Below are 21398 nucleotides of genomic sequence, written 5' to 3'. Positions count from 1 at the left end.
GATGACCAAAGGCGTCCTGATTGCGGCCCCTAGCTCTGGCTCGGGCAAGACGACAATCACGCTCGGCCTCTTGCGCGCCTTAGCCCGGCGTGGCGTCACGGTGAGTGGCGCGAAATCCGGTCCCGACTACATTGATCCGCGCTTTCACGAAGCCGCCAGCGGGCGTCCCTGCCCGAACCTCGATGCGTGGGCCATGTCCGAGGCGCGGTTGAAATCCCTTGCCTCAGCGAACGACCTCTTGATCGTCGAAGGGGCTGTTGGGCTCTTTGATGGTGCGCCGCCGGACGGAAAAGGCGCCTGTGCCGATCTCGCCCGCCTGTTCGACATGCCCGTCGTGCTCGTGGTCGATGCCGCGCGGATGGCTGGGTCTGTTGCGCCGCTGGTCAAAGGATTTGCGACCCATGACCCGAAAACGCGCATTACGGGGATCATCCTGAACCAAGTCGGGTCTGAGCGGCATGAACGCATGTTGCGGGCCGCACTTGCGCCCGTCGGCATTCCCGTTCTCGGCGCCCTGCCCCGCACCGCTGCGCTCACGCACCCGTCGCGTCACCTCGGCCTCGTGCAGGCCGAGGAGCGCCCCGATCTCGAAGCTTTCTTGGAAGCCGCAGCGGACGCGATTGAGGCCGCAATTGATCTCGACACGTTGCAGGCCCTCGCCGAACCGATTGAAACCGGAGGCTCCGCCCCGCGCCTGACGCCGCCCGCCCAAACCATCGCCATCGCGCAGGATGCGGCCTTTGCTTTTGCCTATCCGCATATCCTCGGTGACTGGCGCGCGGCGGGTGCGGAGATTTCGTTCTTTTCGCCACTGGCAGACGAACCCGCGCCCCGCAGTGATCTGGTCTACCTGCCAGGCGGCTATCCCGAGCTTCACGCAGGACGCCTCGCTGCCAATCATCGTTTTCTCCAGAGCCTCCATGAGGCCGCCGCGCGACGTCAGGTTTACGGCGAATGCGGGGGCTACATGGTCCTCGGCGCTGGGCTGATTGATCGCGACGGCAAACGGCACAAGATGGCTGGGCTTCTCGGGCTTGAAACCTCGTTTGCGAAACGCAAACTGCACCTCGGGTATCGGACGGCCACGGCGTCCAAGGGCCCCTTCGAGGGCAATTGGTCCACGCATGAATTCCACTACGCCACGACACTCAAAGCAGAGGGTGAGCCGCTCTTTTCGGCGCGGGATGCCGAGGGCACAGACCTTGGCCCACAGGGCCTCCGCCAAGGGGGTGCATCCGGGTCATTTCTCCATCTGATCGACCGTCTTCCCGAGACGTGAGACGTTTTTGCACAGGCGGTGCCCTGTTTCATGGGTTCTCAGACGGGCCTTCGTCCGGTAAATGCTGCGGAAACACATATTTCAAGAGTTCTATATGACCGACGCCAGCGCCTCCCTCGTGCAGTCCAAAGCCCGTCGCAATGTCCTGATCCTCGTGATTGCTCAGGCCTTTCTGGGTGCGCAGATGCCGATGATTTTCACAATTGCGGGTCTCGCCGGTCAGTCCATGGCCGATAACCTGTGTTTTGCGACGCTGCCAATCTCGGCAACTGTGCTCGGCTCCATGCTCACGGCAACTCCGCTCTCTGCCTTCATGCAGAAACACGGGCGACGCGCGGGGTTCTGGGTAGGCACGACGAGCGGCGCGATTGGCGCAGCGATCGGGGCCTATGCCCTGACACAGCAAAACTTCTGGCTCTTCGTGCTCGGCGCGTTGTTTACAGGCGTCTATCAGTCGTCTCAGGGCTTCTTCCGCTTTGCCGCGACCGATGTGGCGGACGAAGCGTTCAAGCCGAAAGCGATTTCCTACGTCCTGGCGGGCGGTCTGATATCAGCCATTATTGGACCGCAACTCGTCAAGGCGACGTCACAGGCCCTCGTCGTACCGTTTCTGGGGACCTATATCGCCGTTATCCTGATCAACCTGATCGGGTCGTCGCTCTTCCTCTTCCTGTCCATCCCGCCCCCGCCGGTCTCGTCCCATGACCATCTTATCGGTCGTTCGCGTCTGGAACTCCTGAAAACCCCGCGCGTGGCCGTCGCAATCATCGTGGCGATGGTGTCCTACGCACTCATGAACCTCGTCATGACCTCGACGCCGCTCGCCGTTGTGGGCTGTGGCTATGAAACGAGCACTGCCGCCGACGTCGTGTCCGCGCACGTCCTCGCGATGTTTGTGCCGTCCTTCTTCACCGGTTTCTTCATCTCGAAATTTGGGGTTGAACGGGTTATGGCCACGGGTCTCGTGATCCTCGGCGCCGCTGGGGTCACGGGCCTCATGGGCGTCGATCTTGAGAACTTCTTTATCGCGCTCGTCCTTTTGGGCATTGGCTGGAACTTCGGCTTTATCGGCGCAACCGCGATGCTGACTTCCGCACACGAACCGTCCGAGCGTGGGCGCGTTCAGGGCATGAACGACCTGATCGTCTTTGGTGGCGTGACGGTGGCCTCGCTCGCGTCCGGTGGCCTCATGAACTGCTCCGGCGGGTCGGCGCAAGACGGATGGCAGGCCGTGAACCTCGCCATGATCCCGCTCTTGACGCTGGCAGGTGGGGCGCTCATCTGGCTCTGGATGCAGCCGAAAACCAAAATCTAATCAGAGATAGTCCGCCCTGATCCGATCACGGTGACGGTCGAGCCAAAGCGCAGACATGTAGAGCGGGCCGACGTCAAGCTGGCCCGCGTCGCACATTTCCATGAGCTGATCGAAAGACCAGAGCGTCGATGCGATGTCCTCATGCTCGTGATCCACGCCACCGCCTGTGCTCACACAGCTGTCAGGCAGATCAGCGATACCGATATAAGACGTCACGTATTCTGTAACCGCGCCCGAGGACGGGTAGTATTCTGCAATCTTGTGGAGGATCCCGAGCGTAATCTCCGCTTCCTCGACAGCCTCACGGCGCGCGGTCGCCTCAGTCCCCTCACCCGGATCAACCCGACCGGCAATCGGTTCTAGCATCCAAGGGCGCACATCTCCGCGTGAAAACGCGCCCACGCGAAACTGTTCGATCAGGAGCACACGATCGCGCACAGGATCGTAGGGAAGGACCGTCACGGCATCGGCCATCAAAAAACCCGCTCGGTGCATCTCACGGGACTCGGCGCCGTCGAACTGGCGGTGCTTGAGCACGGTATCTTCGAGCGCAAAAAACGCACTGTAGGGCAACTCGCGGCTCAGCAGAGTAACATCTTCCCGCTTAAGATCGGCTCGCCCCTCCGCGCGCGGACGACCACCAGCGCGCGCAGTAACACGTGCCCAAGCGCGAATGAAAATAGCGGGCCGCAGCGCACGCACCTCCTGCACTGATCTCTTCCCACGATACAAAAGCGCCTCTTCAGACGCCGCAGATATCAAATCAGGGGAGAGATAAGGCTCGTCTCCAGACAACGCATCGCGCAGAAACTCAACCTCATCCGGCGCATAATCCACCGACAGCTGCGCAAAACAATCCGTCACGCCCATCTGCGCCCCGCATGCTCCGTTAGCCAACCACCGAAAATCCCACCGACGACGAGTATGAACAATACGTCCGGACGGAAAATAAATGCGCCGTATTCCCGCATCAAATCGACCATCGCCATCAACGCCTCAGTCGGCCCGCGATACCGGTTATTCATCGACCGGTGAATCATTTCCTCGAAGGCGAAATAAAAGACGTTCCAGAAAGACAGGATCACCGACGCGGAAAACCCGTAGCTCATCGCAAACGCCATCGTGTCGCCCGCGCGCTTGCCCATGAACAACCAGCCCGTGAGCAATCCAATCACGCCAGCGATATAGGAGAAGAACCCGAATTGTGTCCCGTCAGGGAGATAGTGTTTCACCAACTCAGCCGCGAACCACGCGAGAACCGCAAAATAGATACCAGCAACAAGTTTAGAAGCTGTGGGCATTTGATTAACTGCTCGGATTTTGCATTGTAATTTGTGTTACGTCGCAGTTTCCACCGTGGAAGGTCGCTGCGCAAGAGGTGAGGTAGAAATTCCACATTTTGCGGAACCGATCATCGAACCCGTGTGACGCAACTGCATCCCATTTATCGTTAAAGGTCTCATACCAGCGCCGCAGGGTCATGCTATAGCTTTCGCCAAACTCGCGGCTTTGAACGAATTGGAGACCCGCTGCGTCGATCTGTTGTTTGAGCGCTGTCGGACTTGGCAACATACCTCCCGGAAAAATGTATTTCTGAATGAAATCAACAGATTTCCGGTAAGTCTCAAACCGCGCATCCTGAAGCGTGATGATCTGAAGCGTCGCGTGGCCGCCGGGTTTCAGACAGTCTCTCACCTTCCCGAAATAGACAGGCCAGTATTTCTCGCCGACAGCTTCGAACATCTCGATAGACGCGATCCCGTCGTAGGACGCCTTTTCATCGCGGTAATCCTGTAGCTTTAGCTCAACGCGATCCGACAGCCCCGCACGCTCCATCCGCTCGGAGGCATATTTGAACTGCTCCTCGGAGATCGTGAGCCCAGTGACCTTTAGCCCCCGTTCACCCGCCGCGTATTCCGCGAACCCACCCCAGCCACAGCCGATTTCGAGGACATGATCGCCCTCTTTGACGCCCATCTGATCAACCATGGACTTGTATTTGGCAATTTGCGCGGCCTCGAGGCTCTCTTGCCCCGTCTCGAACAGCGCCGAGGAATAGGTCATCGTGTCATCGAGCCAGAGACCATAGAAATCATTACCGAGATCGTAGTGATGCGAGATGTTCTTTTTGGCCTGTTTCTTCGTGTTCGAATTGAGCCAATGGCGCATCCGCTCATAGGCCCGAACAAAGGCCATGCCCGGAAACCCGTCATAAAGATCATCGTTGCCCGCGTGCAGCAGATCCATGAACGCCTGAAGGTCCGGCGTGGTCCAGCCCCCGTCCAGATAATCTTCACAGAACCCCAGATCGCCCTCGCGGATCAGGCGCGCGAAGACATCTTGCGATTGGATATGAAGTTCCGCGACAGGTCCCGGCTCCTTGCCAACGGCCCGAAACACCCGACCGTCCGGCAACACGAAATCGAGCCGCCCGCGCGCCATCTCGGATGCAACGGCAAAAACATTGGAGAAATACCGCGGCAGGTTGTCCTGGCCTTCGGTGCTTGTGTGAATGTCCGCATGTGCGGTCGCGTGCTGAATTTCACTCATGGCTCACCCCTTTGATCACAGGTTAGCGCAAAAATGATCTCAGTCACCCCTTTTGAGTTTCATAGGCCGCGAGAGCCCGTTCTCGCCCTTCTTTCAAACCCATAACCGGCTTCGGGTAGGCGTCATCGGGGGAAAGCGCCCACGATTTCGGCACAGCATCGAAATAGGACAAGGCCGTCTTCGTCGGCTTGACCTCACCCTCCGCGATCCAACGCCGCAGATAGGTTCCATCCTCATCGAACTTTTCCGCCTGCCCATCAGGATTGAAAATCCGGAAATACGGTGCGGCATCGGGTCCGCAGCCCGCAACCCACTGCCACCCCATCGCGTTGGACGCAGGGTCCCAGTCGATCAGACAGTCCTCAAACCACGCCAAGCCGACGCGCCAATGGGTGAGCAGGTGTTTGGTGAGATAGGAGGCCACAATCATGCGTGCACGGTTGTGCATTGTGCCGGTGACATACATCTCCCGCATCGCCGCATCGACGAATTTCACCCCCGTGCGCCCCTGTTTCCACGCCACAACATCGGAACGGTCCTCGTTTTCACTCCACGGAAACGCATCCCAGCCCTCGCGGTGGTTCTCTGTCGGCAGGTCCGGTTCGTGATACAGCAGATGATAGGCAAACTCCCGCCAGACAAGTTCCTTGAGGAAATGCTCCGCCCCCTTTGCACCCTCTTCCATGGCGCGATAGCCAGCGTGCCAGATCACGCGCGGCGAAATCTCTCCGTAGGTGAGGTTTTCCGAAAGCCCGGAACACACAGGTTCCGACGGAAAATCTCGGCGGGCTTTGTAGTCGTCGGCGTGATGTTGGATGAAGGCGGACAGGCGACCGGAGGCGGCCTCTTCGCCGATGTGGCAATGTTCCCGGACCACCTCCGCACCACGCCGCATCGCCATGTCAAGTGACCAATCCGAGAGGGTTTCACTTTCAGGCCATGCATCCGGCCACGAAAGATCAGGTTTTTTCAGAGGCGTCGAAACACCCGTATCCTTCACCGCGCGCCAGAATGGGGAGTAGACTTTGTAATACCCGCCCTGCTTCGTCTCGACCGTCCACGGCTCAAACAAAAGATGGGAATTGCAGGACTGCGCCTCGACACCTGCGTCTTTGAGCGCAGATTTGACGTTTGTGTCCCTCTCGATCGCGTCCTTGTCGTAGAGACGGTTCCAAAACACATGCTCCGCGCCCGTCTCTTCGACCAGTTCCTTGAGCACCTCACGAGCATCCCCAGAGCGGAAAACAATCCGCCCTCCGAGGGCTTCGATCCGCTCTGCCAAATGCTCGAGACCCAGCCCCATTCGCCATTTCGGTGCGGCCCCAAGATCATCGACGGAACTGTCCCGAATAAAGACCGGAATAACGTCCCCGCATTCCGACGCCTTCACGAGGGCGGGATTGTCAGAGAGACGAAAATCGCGGCGGATCCACCAGATTGCGGTCATGTCTTTTCCTTGTCTTTTCAACATCTACGCACGTGACGCGCAATCAGATCAAAGAAAATCGCCTCACTAGGCCGCGTCGCGATCCTCGGCCTGCGCAGCCCACATGGCGGCGTATTTTGCACGCCGCGACAGCAGCTCTTCATGCGTCCCGCGTTCAACAATCTCGCCTTTCTCAAGTACGACAATCTCATCGGAGTCCGCAATCGTGGACAGGCGGTGCGCGATGGTGATCACCGTCCGCCCCTCACCCGCGATCTTGAGCGCGCCGAGGATGTTGCGCTCGGTCTGAGTATCAAGGGCAGATGTCGCCTCATCAAGCAGAAGGATCGGCGGGTCTTTAAGAAGGGTCCGCGCAATACCGACGCGCTGCTTTTCACCGCCCGAGAGCTTCAGACCACGTTCGCCAACCTGTGTCTCGTAGCCGTCCGGCAGCCCCTCGATAAAGTCGTGGATGCGGGCTTTCTTCGCGGCGGCGACAATCTCGTCATAGGTCGCGCCATCTCGGCCGTAGCCGATGTTGTAGCGGATGGTGTCGTTGAAGAGGACGGTATCCTGCGGCACGACGCCGATGGATTTGTGCAGGCTTTCCTGCGTCACACCGCGAATGTCCTGACCGTCGATTTTGAGGCTCCCGCCCGTCACATCGTAAAACCGGAACAACAGCCGCCCGATGGTCGATTTGCCGGAACCGGAATGCCCGACGATGGCGAGCGTCTTGCCTGCTGGCACCGTCAGATCGATCCCTTTGAGGATCGGGCGGGACGGATCATAGGCGAACTCGAGCGCTTGGAGCGCGACTTCACCCTCCGTCACGTTCAGGTCCGGCGCGTTCGGCTTATCTGTGATTTCGGCAGGTTGGTGCAGGAGGTCAAACATCTCTTCCATATCAACAAGCGCCTGACGGATGTTGCGATACATCGACCCGAGGAAATTGAGCGGCATCGTGATCTGGATCATAAAGGCGTTGACCATCACAAACTCACCGACCGTCACCGTGCCATTCTCAACGCCCCAAGCCGCGAGAAGCATGGAGCCCACAAGCCCGAGCGTGATGATCACCGTCTGACCAAAGTTGAGGAACGCGAGAGAAGTCTCTGTTTTCACTGACGCTTTCTCATACCCCTCCATCGCCTTGTCATAGCGCGCCGCTTCGCGCTTTTCGGCGACGAAGTATTTCACTGTCTCAAAGTTAAGAAGGCTGTCCACGGCTTTCTGGTTCGCATCCGTGTCGAGATCGTTCATCTCCTTACGGATTTTCACGCGCCATTCGGTCACTTTGAGCGTGAAGACGATGTAGGACACAAAGGTCGCCAGAAGGACGACGAGATAGGGCCACCCGAGTTTCGAACCGACGATGATCAGAACAATCGCGAGTTCGAGAAACAGCGGCCCGATGGAGAACACGAGGAACTCGAGAAGGAACGAAACACCCTTCACCCCGCGTTCCATGATCCGGCTCAGCCCGCCCGTTTTGCGCGTGATATGATAGCGCATCGACAGCGCATGAATGTGGTTGAAGGTCTCAAGCGCGAGCGCCCGCAGCGCGGCGTTCGATACGGGCGCAAAGACCACGTTGCGTAGCTGCTGGAACCCGCTCGCCGAAATCCGCGCGATCCCGTAGGCCACGACGAGACCGAGAGACCCGATTGCGAGCATGAAGGTCGGTGCTGTTGGAGCGTCGGAGAGCGCATCCACCGCCCAGCCGTAGACCAGCGGCGCGGAGGCGAGCATCGCCTTCGACAGGGCCAGAACGATCAGGGCAATCACCACACGGACGCGAACGGAGGCATCATCCTTTGGCCAGAAATACGGAATGACCCTGCGGATCACTCGCATCCCGTTTTTCGGCTTTTCGGTGGTGGTCACTGATACTCTGCCGCGCATAGGGCTGCCTCTCGGTCGCTAAAGGTGGCACACAGTCGCTGAAACACCCCGAAGGTGCAAGGCGGACCCCCGCAGGACAAATGCGCACAGGGGTCCGTTATAGTGTTATTCCGGAAGTTGGAAAATCTGGCCCGGATAGATCAGGTCAGGATTGCGGATCTGGTCCCGGTTGGCATTGAACACACGCACATAGAGGTTGCCGTCGCCGTAGTTCGCCGACGCAATTCCCCAAAGCGTGTTGCCCGGCTGCACAGTCACAGAGGCAATGCGCTTTTGCGGTTTCTGATCGGGCGCCTCAGAGGTTTCCGCCTCCGCCGTCTCGGTCGTAGCGGTCTCCGGCATCTCTGCGACCTCATCCTCTGACGAGGCCTCTGATGCATCCTCACCTTCGGCAATCGCCACAAGATCAGCAATTTCTTCGCGCTGGAATGGAATCTCGGCGCGCGTAATCACAGTGCCGTCTTCATCGACCTGATCAACGCGGAGCAGATAGCGGCCAGCCGCAATATCCACGAGTTCCTCGCGCCACTGCCCCGACACAGCCACTTCGGTCTCACCCAAAAACGCGTCATCGAGATAGAAGCGAAGCGTCGTTTCCGGTGCAGCGCGCCCAGATACAAACACACCGCCCTCTGGATCGTAGGTCACGGCGTCAATTCTCAGCTGGGTCGGCGATGTGCCGTCCTGTTGCAGGACTTTCAGCCCCTCGTCATCCGCCATGAGAACCGTCGGCGCCGGTGCAGCCTCGACCTCTTCGGACACTTCACCCTCAAGGGCCATCGCGACGTCGGCATCACTAGACGCCTCTGCAGTATCAGTCTCCTCCGGCATCAAGGCCGGATCAACGGCTGCAATAATCACCGTCTGCTCGCTCACCTGAGTTTCGCCGTCAATCTCGGTCTCAAGCTGCATTTCGCGCGGAACCGGATCGGACGGGAGATCGAACAGCATAACGAACTCTCCCATCACGTTGGCGTTGGTTTCCGCGATCGTTTCGCCGTCCACGAGAACACGAACATTCGCACCGGGTGCTGCACGTCCGGCGACTGTCGTCACGCCTTCCGGAGGAATCCGAACGAGATCGAAACTCGGGGCTGGTGTCGCGTCAGAAGCGGCTACAGACTCAACCTCTGCCATCGCGGTCTCGGTGGCGACATCTTCCTGAGCGTTTTCCGCCGGAGTACCTGTCTCTGCAACCTCGGTCTCTGCCTCCGGCGTAGCCACTGCGGCCGCTGTTTCTTCAGCAGGCGCCGCCTCAGTGTCCGCAACAGCCGTTTCATCAGACTCGGTCGCGACCTCTGTTGCCTCTGTTACCTCGGCGGGCGCTGTGGCCATCACCTCGTCTTCGGGTTTAGGCCAAAAAAATGCGGTTATGATTCCAATCACAACCACCACAGCAATCCCAACGGTCTTAGGGATATTGATCCCAGTCGACTTCTTCATATGTCTCGTCCATCCCCAAAAGTGCCTGCCAATCGTGCCCTGCCCGCAGGTTTATCTACGCGAACCGGATCGAGGCTTGAGGCAACCTAGCAAGGGGTCTAACAAGGGTCAAAGACTTCCTTTTTCGAGAGTTACATATGACCGACGCTTCCACGACTTCCCCCGTTTCTGCCCTTTCCGTATGCGTCTTTTGCGGCTCTCGCACGGGTATCAATCCGGCCTATGAGGAAACCGCGACGGCCGTCGGGGAAATGCTCGCACACAAACGCTATCGCCTTGTATACGGCGCCGGAGATGTGGGGCTCATGGGTGCCGTCGCCCGTGCGGCACAGGCCAAGGGCGCTGAAACCTTCGGGGTCATCCCGACGCACCTTCTCCCGAAAGAAGTCGGCAAGCGCGACCTCACCCGCTTCATCATCACAGAGAACATGCACGAGCGCAAAAAGGTGATGTTTATGAACTCCGATGCCATCGTCGTCCTCCCGGGCGGCGCTGGATCGCTCGACGAATTTTTCGAAGTCCTCACATGGCGTCAGATCGGCCTGCACGACAAACCGATCTACCTGCTTTCGATTGATGACTACTGGAAACCGCTTGAAGATTTGATGACGCACATCATCGATCAGGGATTTGCGCCGAAATCTTCGGGGCAGTTGTATCGCACGGTCAAAAGCGTTCAGGAACTCGCCACTGAATTGGCGACCCTGCGCGACTGACGGTCCTGCCGGAACACCTCCACTGAATACAGCACCAACGCGAGCCAGATCATCGGCATCGCAATCGCATGCCATCGAGTGAACGGTTCCACAAACACAAACACGGCCAGCGCGAATTGGATCGACGAGTTCCAGTATTGCCCCATTCCAACGATGGATAGAGGCAAGCGCCGCGCTGCTGCTGCGAAAAAGATCAACGGAACACCGGTCACAAGCCCTGAGGAGATCAACAGAACGCTGTCTAAAAAAGTGCGCCCGAACACGCCGCCAGGCTGCCCCTCGAGTGTGCCCCATCCCCAAATCTCCACGCCCAAAAGGTAAAGGAGCGCAATCGGTGTCAGGACAGCAACCTCTGCGGTGACAGAGATCACGGGCCCCGCATCAAGCGTTTTCTTCAACGCACTATAGATCGAAAAGCTCATGGCCATCGCGAGCGGAATCCAGGGAAGAGCACCAAGACCCACACCCAGAATTGCGACGGCAAGGGTCGCGATCGCGAGTGCTACATATTGAAGGAGCCTCAATCGCTCGCGAAACACGATGATCCCGATCGCCGTCGAGACCAGAGGTAAAATGTAATACCCCAGAGACGCATCAAGCGTATGACCCGACTGGACTGCGTAAATGAACAGCCCCCAGTTGACCGAAACGAGACAAGCCGTCGGGATCAACTGACGCAGGTTCCGTCCACTCAAAAGCCACTTCAGTTCTCCTGATCGGCCCTGAAAAAGAATCCATCCCCCGAAGAGGAGAAAGGTCCACAGCGTGCGGTGCGCAAGAATTTCGAAAGCCGGCACATGTGCAGCGGCTTTGTAATAGAACGGCGCAAGACCCCAAGAGCTTTGCGCAATGAAGAGGGCGATGAAGCCCTTCTGTGTTTCAGTCATCGTTCTAGAAAGCGCTGTTCATAAGCAAATTGGCAAGCGAAGAAATCGCACAGGTAGTCTCAGGACTGCGCACTGAACTGAGCTATCGCACGGAGGAATATCTCTGCGCCGATGGGAATAAGGGCGTCCGGAAAATCGTAGTCAGAGTTGTGAATCTCCGGCAGGTCTTCTCCTGCGCCGAGAAAAAGCATGGCGGCGGGAATTTCTGTGCCAAAGAGACCGAAATCTTCTGAGGGACGCATTGGGAGAGCGCCCTCGACACGGGGCAATCCCTGAGTTGCTTGCTCAAGCAGTGCGGTGGCCTCGGGCGCGTTCACCGAATGACTGAACGCATCATGGATCGTGATCTCCGGCTCAAAACCCACTGCGGAGGTCTCGATCAACGCGCGGGCTTCGGCCTCTAGCGCGGACATTTCCGAATTGAGGAGCGTGCGCAGCGTCACTTGCAGTTCCGCCTCCCCGGGGCTGATGCCGAAGGACGGCACCCCCAAGCGCGCATGCGTCACTGTGCAAAGACGAAATGTCGGATCGTCTGTCGGCACGTCCCGCGAGAGCGCACCCAGCGCTGGAATAAGCTCCGAGAGAGCCAATCCCGGGGATCTGCCATTTTCGGGCCGCGCCGCGTGAGATGTCTGTCCGGTCAGGCGCACATGTAGTCCCCGTGACGCGCAGGCCACGGGCCCCTCCTGCAACGCCACCGCCCCGAGCGGCAGTTTTGGCAGGTTGTGGAGCGAAATCGCCAGATCAGGCTTGAGCGCTTCGAACTTTGGATCGGCCATCACCGCCCGCGCCCCCGCGCCCGTCTCTTCAGCCGGTTGGAACAGGAGCACGACACGACAGTCCGGCGCGCGTTTCGAGAGCGCCGTGGCGACCGCATAGAGCGTCGCCATATGACCGTCATGCCCGCACAGATGCCCCACCCCTTCATTCTGCGAACGATATTCCGGCCCGATATCCTCAAGGATCGGTAAGGCATCAAGCTCCGCACGGATCATCAGAGTTCTATCACCGCGCCCAAACACCGCCGCAACGCCCGTCCCTCCGAGCCCCTCAACCACATGAGCGCCAAACAACCTCATCCGCGTTGCGATGCGTTTGGCCGTCTCGACTTCTGCACCGGACACTTCGGGAAAGCGGTGAAGTTCATGTCGAAGCATGACGGCCTCTTCCAGTGTATCAGCACTAACAGCCCACGCATTTGAAACGGGATCTAACGTCATTTTCCCTCTACGTCACAAAGTGTTACGACAGTAATCTCAGGCGGCATATTCACACGAACCGGAACTTCGGAACAGCCGATCCCACCAGAAATGATCAGGATTCTTCCGTCCGCATCGTAGCGACCGTAGGAGTAGGTTTCATTCTCAGAGGCCATGATGATCGGTGAGCGGTTGCCAATCCGGATTTGACCGCCATGAGTATGCCCCGACAAGGTAAGAATACATTGCTCCGGCACATTGGGAAACAGGTCGGGCTCGTGAGCCAACACAATAGCGGGCGCCTCCGATGTCACGAGTTCCATCGCGGCATCAAGATCGTCGAATCCCTCACCCTCGGGACCGGCATCGAACGGCCGTTGGTCGGCAAGGCCCACCAACCAAACATCTCCACCGTCATGGCGCAGGAGTGTCGCCTCATTGTCCAACAATGGAATTCTGTGATGTGCGAGCGCAGTCTGTGCTTCGCAGGGCGCGCGCTCTTTCGCGGCGTCGAAATCTTGCCACCAATCATGATTGCCCAAAACCGCGAAAGTCCCGTGTCGACCCGAAAAATGTTTCAGGGCGTCGATGATCTCGAACTTCCCGGTGCCACCCCAGGTCCACCGATGCGCTGCACTGAAGTCCCCGAGGAGGACAGCGAGATCAGGATTGAGTCGATTGGCCTTCGCTGCAATCCGGCGAACACGGCGAAGTGGGATCTGTGGCGCACCGGCGTGCAAATCGGAGATGATGACAATGCGCAGTGGGTCGCGCGCACCCCACGCTGGGTGTTCGACACGGTAGCGTTTGATGCGCAAGCGCCATGCGGGTTCAATCCAAAACCCATAAAAAAGGGCCAGGAGGATACCCCCTAGCCCGATAAGGATAACATATCCCAAAACAGAGGTCCTTACATGCGGGACGCAACGTTTTCCCAGTTGACCAGTTTGTCGAGGAAGTTCGACAGGTAAACCGGACGTTTGTTGCGGAAGTCGATGTAGTAGGAGTGTTCCCAAACGTCACAGCCGAGAAGCGCGGTCTGGCCGAAGCAGAGCGGGTTCACGCCGTTCTCAGTCTTGGTCACTTTGAGGCCGCCGTCGGTGTCTTTCACGAGCCACGCCCAGCCGGAACCGAACTGACCAGCGCCAGCAGCAGCAAACTGTTTCTTGAACTCGTCAACGGAGCCGAAGGACTCAACGAGAGCTTTCTCGAGCTCGCCCGGCATTTTCTTCTCGCCCGGACCCATCATTTCCCAGAATTGGGTGTGGTTCCAGTGCTGGGACGCGTTGTTGAAGATGCCGGACTGAGCGACAGCGCCAGCATCATAGGTGCCTTTGATGATCTCTTCGACCGATTTGCCTTCCCACTCGGTGCCCGCGATCAGCGTGTTGCCGGTCGTCACATAGGCGTTGTGGTGCAGGTCATGGTGATACTCGAGGGTCTCTTTGGACATGCCAAGATCGGCAAGAGCATCGTGGGCGTAGGGAAGATCGGGAAGTTCAAAAGCCATTGGGGCCTCCATTTTTCAGAAGTTGTGCGTTTCTGTCGGGTTATACCTGAGCCTATGGTCGCCCGGGGTCAAGTGCGAAACTTTGGAATCATTCCAAAATTCCCGAACAGGGGGTGTTCGCACCTTAATTGCCCGGCAGATCGATCTGGATTTCCGGCTCGTCCGTCAAACCCGGGATGTCGCCACCCGCCAGTGCGTATGCCGAAAACCCTGCAACAATCACAATCAGAGCACCAACAACGACGCCAAGCACGACGTTGCCGGACCCTTCGTTTTTAGGGCCAGTCATGTGTCTTCTCCTTCTCGTTTTGCAGTCACGCCTCAATGCGCGCACCTGATTTTCCAAGTGCTTTGGGGAAACAACGCGCGGCGCGGGGGTGAAAGTTCCATCAAAAATCGGGAAAATTCGAAAAACTTGTGAAATAGATGTTTCTTTTTACAGCCGCGCATTGCCCCGCAGAGCAAAAGGGCTTCGCGCGCAGACGAAAGTCGCTCGTGCCATTCGGTCACACCTCCGTCATTGGGGGTTCCACGGCGGCCCCCGTGTCGTTAAAGCTGTCCTTCACACGTCACTTTCATGGATGCCGATATGACATTCTGGATCATTGCGATCGCCCTCGCGCTTCTGTCTCTCGCACCGCTTGCCGTGGCAATGCGACGTGCACGCGGATTGAGCGGAACGGACGAAAGCCGCGCGGATATCGAGGTCAAACTCTATAAAGACCAACTGTCCGAGGTGGATCGGGATGAGGCCCGAGGTGTGCTGTCGGCGGAGGACGCGAAACGCACGCGACTTGAGATTTCTCGCCGCCTCTTGGAGGCCGACAAAGCCCGCGCGGGTGGACACGCTCAGCGCAAGCGCACGCCGATCTGGGCCGCAGGAGCGCTTGTCGTGGTTCTCTTGGGCGGAGGTGTTTGGCTCTATAGTGAGCTTGGCCTCCCGATGTATCAGGACCTGCCGCTCCAGCGCCGGATCGAGCTTGCCGCGGAAAACCGTGCGACACGTCCGACGCAAGCCGAAATGGAAGCGCAAATTCCTGCCACACCGTCGCTGGAGGCACCGGACGAGCGGCTCAACAATCTCCTGTTGGAACTCAGAAAGGCCCTTGAAACCCGCCCAGACGACCTTCAAGGACACGTTCTTTTGGTCCGGAACGAGGCCGGTCTCGGGAACTTCAAAGCCGCCTATGAGGCGCAAGCCGATGTTCTTCGGATCAAAGGGGACGCAGCAACCGCGAGTGATTACGCCGAATATGCCGATCTGATGATCATGGCCGCGAACGGCTATGTGTCGCCGGAGGCCGAGCAGGCGCTTACCAATGCTCTGCGCCGTGATCCGAACAATGCGACCTCAATCTACTATTCCGGCCTGATGTTCGCCCAGACAGGTCGCCCCGACATGACCTTTAAACTCTGGCAGCCGCTTCTGGCAGGGTCCGAGCCGACCGATCCGTGGGTGCCGCCGATCCGTGCCCAGATTGAAATGGTCGCTCAGGCCGCCGGCATCCGCTATACGCTCCCGCCGCTGTCCACCTCGCCGCTCGCAGGCCCGACCGCAGCCGACATCGAAAACGCAGCCGATATGACGCCGGAAGAGCGGATGGAGATGATCCGTGGCATGGTTGACGGCCTTTCCGCCCGCCTCGCGAACGAAGGCGGATCGCCCGAAGAATGGAGCCGACTGATTTCGTCGCTCGCCATGCTCGGCGAAACCCAGCGTGCAAAAGACATCTGGAACGAGGCGCAGGTCATCTTCGGCCCAACGCCTGAAGCCCTCGCCATCGTCAAAGACGGCGCACAACGTGCGGGGTTGATCGAGTGAGCGCGCTGATCACAGACGATCTGTCCGAATTCGTGGCGACCCTCCCGCCGATGGCGCCGCTCGCGGGTCTCGACTTCGGGGACAAGACGATCGGGATCGCAATCTCCGACCGCCTGCGCTCTGTCGCCTCACCGACGGACACGATCCGGCGCAAGAAATTCGGCGTGGATGCGGAAAAGCTTTTGGCGCTTCTGACGCAGCGCGAAGTGGGCGGGATCGTCCTCGGACTGCCGCGCAATATGGATGGCTCCGAGGGACCACGCTGTCAGAAAACCCGTGCCTTCGCGCGCAACCTCGGTCAACTCACCGAGCTTCCAATCACCTTCTGGGACGAGCGACTTTCCTCCGTCATGGCCGACCGTGCGATGCTTGAGGCCGACATGTCCCGCGCCAAACGGTCCGAGAAAATTGATCAGGTCGCAGCTGGTGTTATTCTTCAGGGGGCGCTTGATCGTCTGAGGAACCTTTGAGATGACCGACGACATCTGGAAACGGAATGAAATCGAAAGCCCCTGCACGAAGGTGTGTCAAATCCATCCGGAGACACGCCTCTGCTTGGGCTGTGCGCGGTCGATTGAGGAAATCGGAGACTGGTCCCGCATGACCCCAGATCAGCGCCGCACGATTATGGCCGACTTGCCAAACCGCGCCCCTGCCCCGACGGGACGTCGCGGCGGGCGTGCAGCCCGTCTCAAACGGGCGACACGCGAAGCCTGAGTTAGCCCATCAGCGCCTTGCGCAGCATGTTGAGCGCGACGAGGATCAGGAAGCCACCGAACACACGTTTGAGTTTTTTCGGGTCAAGCGCATGGGCGAGCTTCGCGCCGAGCGGGGCCGTGATGAGCGTCATCGAAATCACCACGAGAAACGCTGCGATGTTAACCGCACCGATGGTGAACGGCGGCGTGACCTCCGGCGGAAGGTCCACAAACAGGAACCCGATCACCGACGGGATCGCAATGATCGCACCGAAACCCGCTGCCGTGGCGACAGCGCGGTGGATCGGTACGCCGTAGAGCGTCATGGTCGGCACACCGAACGAACCGCCGCCGATACCCATGAGGACCGACAGAAACCCGATCAGAGGCGATACGACCGCCCGCATGATGCCTTTCGGCATTTCATCCCCGAGGCGCCACGCGGAGTTTCCGAAAGCCATGTAGAGACCGATAAAGGTCGCAACCCCGCCAAAAATCATCTGAAGCGTCGCAGAACGCAGCGACGATGCCACGAGCACACCAATCACAGCACCGATGACGATCCCCGGCGCAAAGCTCTTGAGGATCGGCCATTCCACCGCGCCTTTTTTGTGATGCGAGGACACAGACCGGAACGAGGTGACAATAATCGTGGCAAGTGAGGTCGCGAGACAGATCTGCATGAGCTGCGCACTCTCATATCCGAGGCCCGCAAATGCGTAGTAGAACGCAGGCACGAGGACGATCCCGCCCCCCACACCGAGAAGACCAGCAAGAATACCCGCAAACGCACCAATAATTGCGATCAGGGCAGCGAAGGGAAGTAGCGTCGAAATATCCATACGGCGGCATTAACGACAAAACGCGCCCTTGAGAAGAGCGCGTTTTTCAAAATGGAGCCATGCAATTATGCCGAGAGATCAACCACAACGCGGCCTTTGACCCCGCCTTTGAGGATCGCGGCTCCGAGGTCCGGTAGGTCTTCGAGCGTCGCGGGCTGGATCATCGCCTCGAGTTTGTCCATCGGCACATCCTTCGCCACGCGTTCCCAGCACCGGATGCGTTTCTCCTTCGGCTGCATCACGGAATCGATCCCGAGGAGGTTCACACCACGCAAAAGGAAGGGAATAACCGTCGCAGGAAGTGCCGCGCCACCGGCGAGCCCCACCGCCGCCACTGAGCCACCATAGGCCATCTGTCCAAGAACACGCGCCAGCATTGGGCCACCCACGGCGTCGATACAGCCAGCCCATGTCTCACTCTCGAGCGGGCGTTTGACCGTCTCGTTGATCTCCTCACGCGCAACAATCTGGGTCGCGCCGAGCGATTTGAGATAGTCGCCCCCTTCCGGACGCCCCGTCACGGCTGCAACCTCGTACCCAATATTGGCAAGCGCCGCCGTAGCCACGGACCCGACCCCACCGGAGGCCCCCGTCACAAGGACGGGACCAGTGCCGTGTTTCAGCCCGTGATCTTCGAGCGCCATGATGGCAAGCATCGCTGTAAACCCAGCGGTCCCGACGGCCATCGCTTGCCGCGTGGTGAGACCTTCGGGCAGAGGGACGAGCCATTCAGACTTCACACGGGCCTTTTCCGCATATCCGCCCCAGCGCACCTCTCCGACGCGCCAGCCCGTCAGAACCACTTTATCCCCCGGTTTGAAATCAGGGCTATCAGAAGCCTCGACCGTGCCCGCAAAGTCGATGCCCGGCACGTGCGGGTAGTTCCGGACAAGACCGCCACCCTTCGCAGAGAGACAAAGCCCGTCCTTGTAGTTGAGGGTCGAATACTCGACATGCACAAGCACATCACCTTCCGGCAGATCCGCCTCGGAGATGTCCCGAATATGCGGCGCGGCAAGCCCTTCGCTATCCTGTTCCATGATCAAGGCGCGCATGTCGTTCTCCCTTCCAACTTGCAATTCAATGTCTCTGCACTCATAAATGTCAGACAATTGAGTGATGAGGCAAGTTAAATGTCTGACAATTTGTCAAACGCAAAGAAACACACGGATTTATCGACGTTCATCGCAGAGAAAATCCGTGAGGACATTCTCACCGGCACCCTCGTTGCGGACGACCGCCTGCCCTCTGAGTCGGAGCTTTCTGAGGCCCACGGCGTTTCCCGCGCCACCGTTCGCGAGGCCCTGAAACGCCTCGCGGCTCAAAGCCTTATTCGCACCAAGCGCGGCGCAACCGGCGGGGCCTTTGTGAACCGCCTGACCTTCCACGATGCCTATCCACAGATGGCCTCCACCGCCTCCCTCCTCATCACCCTGAACGAGGTAGATATCGCCACCGCCTGCGAAGCGCGGTTCGCGCTGGAGCGTGGCTGCGTCCGTCTGGCGGCGCAAAACCGGCAGGACATTCATCTCGACATCATGCGCCGCGAGATCGCACGACAGAAGGATCCGGACCTGTCCGACGAAGATTTCTGTGCCTCGGACGTGGCCTTTCATCGCGCCCTCGTCGATGCGGCGGGCAATCCGGTGCTCTCATGGCAACTGGCCGCAGCAGTTGAGGGCATTGAGCCGCTCATGAACATGATCACCTATCGCCAACGGGACCGCGATGCGGTCGTGTCGCTCCACGAAGCCATGCTTGAGGCCCTCGGGTCGCGTGTCGGTTCACGCCTTGAGACCCTCATGGATTACCTGCGCGATCAGACGCTTCGCACCGCCCTCAGCTAATTCTTTCGAGGCACTGCGGACGACAGCGTGTATGGCCTGCCCATAATTTGATCAAATTTTTTAACCAAATACTTTTTCCGCGCGTCACCCCTCTGATCTTGCTTGCAAAGGACAAAACGCCTGCTAGCGTCTTTCCCGAACAGGTCCATTTCAGGGAGTTGACATGAACGTTCTTAAACCGCTGCTCGGCGCCACCGCTCTTTCCATGATCGCAAGCGTTGCATTCGCCGAAGATGCAGACCTTCTGGTCTTCGATTATTCCGGCTTCGAAGATCCGGCATTCCACACCAAATACGCTGAAAAGAACGGTGATGTGCCGTCGTTTGCGTTCTTCGGTGAAGAAGACGAAGCCCTTCAGAAACTCGTGTCCGGCTTCAAAGCCGACGTGAGCCACGTCTGCGCCGGCTCCGTGATGAAATGGGAAGAAAGCGGCATTCTGGAGCCGTGGGACACCGCGAAAATCACTGAATACGCCAAACTCGACAGCAACCTGCTCGGCAACGACGTGGCTGCTGCAAGCGCGTATTTCATCCCGACCGACTTTGGCTCCACCGCGACCGCCTACAACGCGGACGAAGTGCCGGTTGAAGACGTGAAAACCCTTCAGGTCTACAAAGACCCGAAATACGCAGGCCGCATGACCCTGCCGGACAACGTGGACGACGCTTACGCCCTCGCCTACCTCGCCACCGGTACGACCGACTGGACCTCTGCAACCGACGAGCAATTCGAAGCCGCCTCTGCATGGCTGCGCGAAGTGCACCCGAACCTCCGCACCTACTGGACCGATCCGGCCGAGCTCGCTCAGCTGATGGCCACGGGTGAAGTTCTCGTCGCTTGGGCATGGAACGAAACCTACCCGACACTCGCCGACGAAGGGTTCCCGATCGGGTTCGAACGCGAAGCGACCGAAGGGTCCTCCCTCTGGCTCTGTGGCTACGTGAACCTCAAAGACGGCCCGGGTTCCGAAGACAAAGCCTATGACTACATCAACGGCTTCCTCGACGCCTCCAACGCCGCTGTCCTCATGGACGCAGGCTACGGCATCTCCAACACCGAAGGTCTCGCAACCCTTGGTGACGAAGCTCTGATCGCAGGCGGTCTCGAGCCGATCGACGCCCCGATCCTCGCCCAGCTTCCGATGTCCGTCGAACTGCGCGAAAAGCAGTCCGAAGAGTTCGAGAAGATCAAAGCAGGCTTCTAAGGCTCTGATTTAAATTAGAGATATGATTTGGCGCCATCCGGTTTCGGGTGGCGCTTTTTTAGAGGTATGGCGACCGCTGCGGGCGCAGGTGCAATTCCGAGACGCAGGCTGTGTTTGGCAGGGTGACGGACTGAAAGATCATCTCCGCGATATCCTCCACCTGAATCATTTTGGTTCGGTCTTTCCCCTCAGGGCTGCTCGCAGGTGTGTTCACGAATCCCGGATGAATGAGCGTCACGCGCACTCCGTCCTCGCGGACGTCTTCGAAGAGCGCGCGTGCGAACCCCGCCTGCGCGTGCCGGAGGGCGCTGTGGATCGCATGATTTTTCCAACCAAGCCAAGCCGTTGGCCCGCAAATGTAAACATACGCCCCTTCCGCCTGTTTTACTGCCTCAAGCGTATGGGCCGTAAGCCGGATCGTCGCGCGTAAAACGCTATCGATGCTCTTGTCCCAATCCTCAAAGCGCGCCACGTCGACGGGACCATAGGTGAACTTCGCCGCGCAATGAATGACCGCCGAGAGCGGCCCGAATTCTGTGGCCTCATCCGCAAGTCGGGCAATGTCATCCATATCCCCCATTTCGGCGGTGACGGTCTTTGCGGTGCCACCTGCGGCCTCGATCTTCTCTGCCACAGCCCGCAGACGGTCTATGTCGCGACCATGCGCAATGATGCGGTAGCCTGCTTTCGCAAAGCGCAGCGCACAGCCTCGGCCAATGCCGCTTGAACTTCCGGTAATCAGAACAGTTTTCATG

22 protein-coding genes are annotated in these 21398 nt (G+C 58.8%); 8 read left to right on the top strand and 14 right to left on the bottom strand.

Annotated features, from left to right (window positions below):
* Position 1: 1 nt before the first annotated feature.
* Entirely contained in the window at positions 2–1279 is a 1278-nt protein-coding gene (locus LA304_RS09685) for a cobyrinate a,c-diamide synthase (protein WP_224503092.1), read from the top strand.
* A gap of 94 nt (positions 1280–1373) precedes the next feature.
* On the top strand, positions 1374–2594 hold the full coding sequence (locus LA304_RS09680; protein WP_224502936.1) for an MFS transporter: 1221 nt from the start codon (positions 1374–1376) through the stop codon (positions 2592–2594).
* On the opposite strand, the gene LA304_RS09675 is transcribed toward LA304_RS09680, so the two are convergent.
* The 6 genes from LA304_RS09675 to LA304_RS09650 all read right to left on the bottom strand — a co-directional run bounded on the left by LA304_RS09675 (position 2595) and on the right by LA304_RS09650 (position 9810).
* Positions 2595–3458 carry an NUDIX domain-containing protein gene (locus LA304_RS09675; RefSeq protein ID WP_224502935.1) on the bottom strand — a complete coding sequence of 288 codons (864 nt, stop codon included), beginning with the start codon at positions 3456–3458 and terminating at the stop codon, positions 2595–2597.
* Positions 3455–3895 (bottom strand): TrgA family protein, encoded by a 441-nt coding sequence (locus tag LA304_RS09670; protein ID WP_224502934.1) that lies wholly within the window; start codon positions 3893–3895, stop codon positions 3455–3457. The genes LA304_RS09675 and LA304_RS09670 overlap by 4 nt, the downstream gene beginning before the upstream one ends.
* Positions 3896–3899: 4 nt before the next feature.
* Complete coding sequence (locus LA304_RS09665) at positions 3900–5144, bottom strand: SAM-dependent methyltransferase (protein ID WP_224502933.1); 1245 nt, start codon at positions 5142–5144, stop codon at positions 3900–3902.
* A gap of 43 nt (positions 5145–5187) precedes the next feature.
* Positions 5188–6591, bottom strand: a complete 1404-nt coding sequence (locus LA304_RS09660) for a cryptochrome/photolyase family protein (protein WP_224502932.1) — start codon at positions 6589–6591, stop codon at positions 5188–5190.
* A 66-nt stretch (positions 6592–6657) separates the two neighbouring features.
* The gene (locus LA304_RS09655) at positions 6658–8475 is read right to left on the bottom strand and encodes an ABCB family ABC transporter ATP-binding protein/permease (RefSeq protein WP_224502931.1); all 1818 of its coding nucleotides are present in this window, start codon (positions 8473–8475) and stop codon (positions 6658–6660) included.
* Positions 8476–8580: 105 nt separating this feature from the next.
* Positions 8581–9810, bottom strand: a complete 1230-nt coding sequence (locus LA304_RS09650) for a LysM peptidoglycan-binding domain-containing protein (protein ID WP_224502930.1) — start codon at positions 9808–9810, stop codon at positions 8581–8583.
* A gap of 245 nt (positions 9811–10055) precedes the next feature.
* On the opposite strand from LA304_RS09650, the gene LA304_RS09645 reads away from it, so the two are divergent.
* Complete coding sequence (locus tag LA304_RS09645) at positions 10056–10634, top strand: LOG family protein (RefSeq protein ID WP_224502929.1); 579 nt, start codon at positions 10056–10058, stop codon at positions 10632–10634.
* Here LA304_RS09645 and rarD read toward each other — a convergent pair.
* The 5 genes from rarD to LA304_RS09620 form a co-directional block, all read right to left on the bottom strand.
* Positions 10595–11521 (bottom strand): EamA family transporter RarD, encoded by a 927-nt coding sequence (rarD, locus tag LA304_RS09640; RefSeq protein WP_224502928.1) that lies wholly within the window; start codon positions 11519–11521, stop codon positions 10595–10597. The two genes, LA304_RS09645 and rarD, sit on opposite strands and share 40 nt — an antisense overlap.
* Before the next feature lie 59 nt (positions 11522–11580).
* Positions 11581–12678: an amidohydrolase gene (locus tag LA304_RS09635; protein WP_224502927.1), complete on the bottom strand. Its 1098-nt coding sequence runs from the start codon at positions 12676–12678 to the stop codon at positions 11581–11583.
* Positions 12679–12737: 59 nt separating this feature from the next.
* Positions 12738–13538, bottom strand: coding sequence for a metallophosphoesterase (locus LA304_RS09630; protein WP_224502926.1), 801 nt, complete (start codon positions 13536–13538; stop codon positions 12738–12740).
* A 92-nt stretch (positions 13539–13630) separates the two neighbouring features.
* The gene (locus LA304_RS09625; protein ID WP_224502925.1) at positions 13631–14230 is read right to left on the bottom strand and encodes a superoxide dismutase; all 600 of its coding nucleotides are present in this window, start codon (positions 14228–14230) and stop codon (positions 13631–13633) included.
* 124 nt (positions 14231–14354) lie between these two features.
* A complete protein-coding gene (locus LA304_RS09620; protein ID WP_224502924.1) occupies positions 14355–14519 on the bottom strand; it encodes a hypothetical protein in 165 nt (54 codons plus the stop codon).
* 300 nt (positions 14520–14819) lie between these two features.
* Here LA304_RS09620 and ccmI point away from each other — a divergent pair, with 300 nt between their 5' ends.
* The 3 genes from ccmI to LA304_RS09605 are packed head-to-tail and all read left to right on the top strand — an operon-like array spanning position 14820 to position 16769.
* Positions 14820–16052 carry a c-type cytochrome biogenesis protein CcmI gene (ccmI, locus tag LA304_RS09615; RefSeq protein ID WP_224502923.1) on the top strand — a complete coding sequence of 411 codons (1233 nt, stop codon included), beginning with the start codon at positions 14820–14822 and terminating at the stop codon, positions 16050–16052.
* A gap of 5 nt (positions 16053–16057) precedes the next feature.
* Complete coding sequence (ruvX, locus tag LA304_RS09610) at positions 16058–16522, top strand: Holliday junction resolvase RuvX (protein ID WP_224503091.1); 465 nt, start codon at positions 16058–16060, stop codon at positions 16520–16522.
* A 1-nt stretch (position 16523) separates the two neighbouring features.
* Positions 16524–16769, top strand: a complete 246-nt coding sequence (locus LA304_RS09605) for a DUF1289 domain-containing protein (protein ID WP_224502922.1) — start codon at positions 16524–16526, stop codon at positions 16767–16769.
* Position 16770: 1 nt separating this feature from the next.
* Here the strand turns inward: LA304_RS09605 and LA304_RS09600 are convergent, their stop codons facing one another.
* On the bottom strand, positions 16771–17592 hold the full coding sequence (locus LA304_RS09600) for a sulfite exporter TauE/SafE family protein (RefSeq protein ID WP_224502921.1): 822 nt from the start codon (positions 17590–17592) through the stop codon (positions 16771–16773).
* 65 nt (positions 17593–17657) lie between these two features.
* The gene (locus tag LA304_RS09595) at positions 17658–18632 is read right to left on the bottom strand and encodes an MDR family oxidoreductase (protein WP_396022185.1); all 975 of its coding nucleotides are present in this window, start codon (positions 18630–18632) and stop codon (positions 17658–17660) included.
* Between the two features lie 93 nt (positions 18633–18725).
* Between LA304_RS09595 and LA304_RS09590 the strand changes: the two genes are divergently transcribed.
* Together LA304_RS09590 and LA304_RS09585 are read left to right on the top strand one after the other, a co-directional pair.
* Entirely contained in the window at positions 18726–19439 is a 714-nt protein-coding gene (locus LA304_RS09590; RefSeq protein ID WP_224502919.1) for a FadR/GntR family transcriptional regulator, read from the top strand.
* A gap of 163 nt (positions 19440–19602) precedes the next feature.
* Entirely contained in the window at positions 19603–20643 is a 1041-nt protein-coding gene (locus tag LA304_RS09585; protein WP_224502918.1) for an extracellular solute-binding protein, read from the top strand.
* 58 nt (positions 20644–20701) lie between these two features.
* On the opposite strand, the gene LA304_RS09580 is transcribed toward LA304_RS09585, so the two are convergent.
* Positions 20702–21397, bottom strand: a complete 696-nt coding sequence (locus LA304_RS09580) for an SDR family oxidoreductase (RefSeq protein WP_224502917.1) — start codon at positions 21395–21397, stop codon at positions 20702–20704.
* Position 21398 lies beyond the last annotated feature (1 nt).

Origin of the sequence: Celeribacter litoreus (genome assembly GCF_020165855.1) — a bacterium.
Classification (GTDB): Bacteria; Pseudomonadota; Alphaproteobacteria; order Rhodobacterales; family Rhodobacteraceae; genus Celeribacter; species Celeribacter litoreus.
This window is presented reverse-complemented; position numbering and strand designations above follow the sequence as displayed.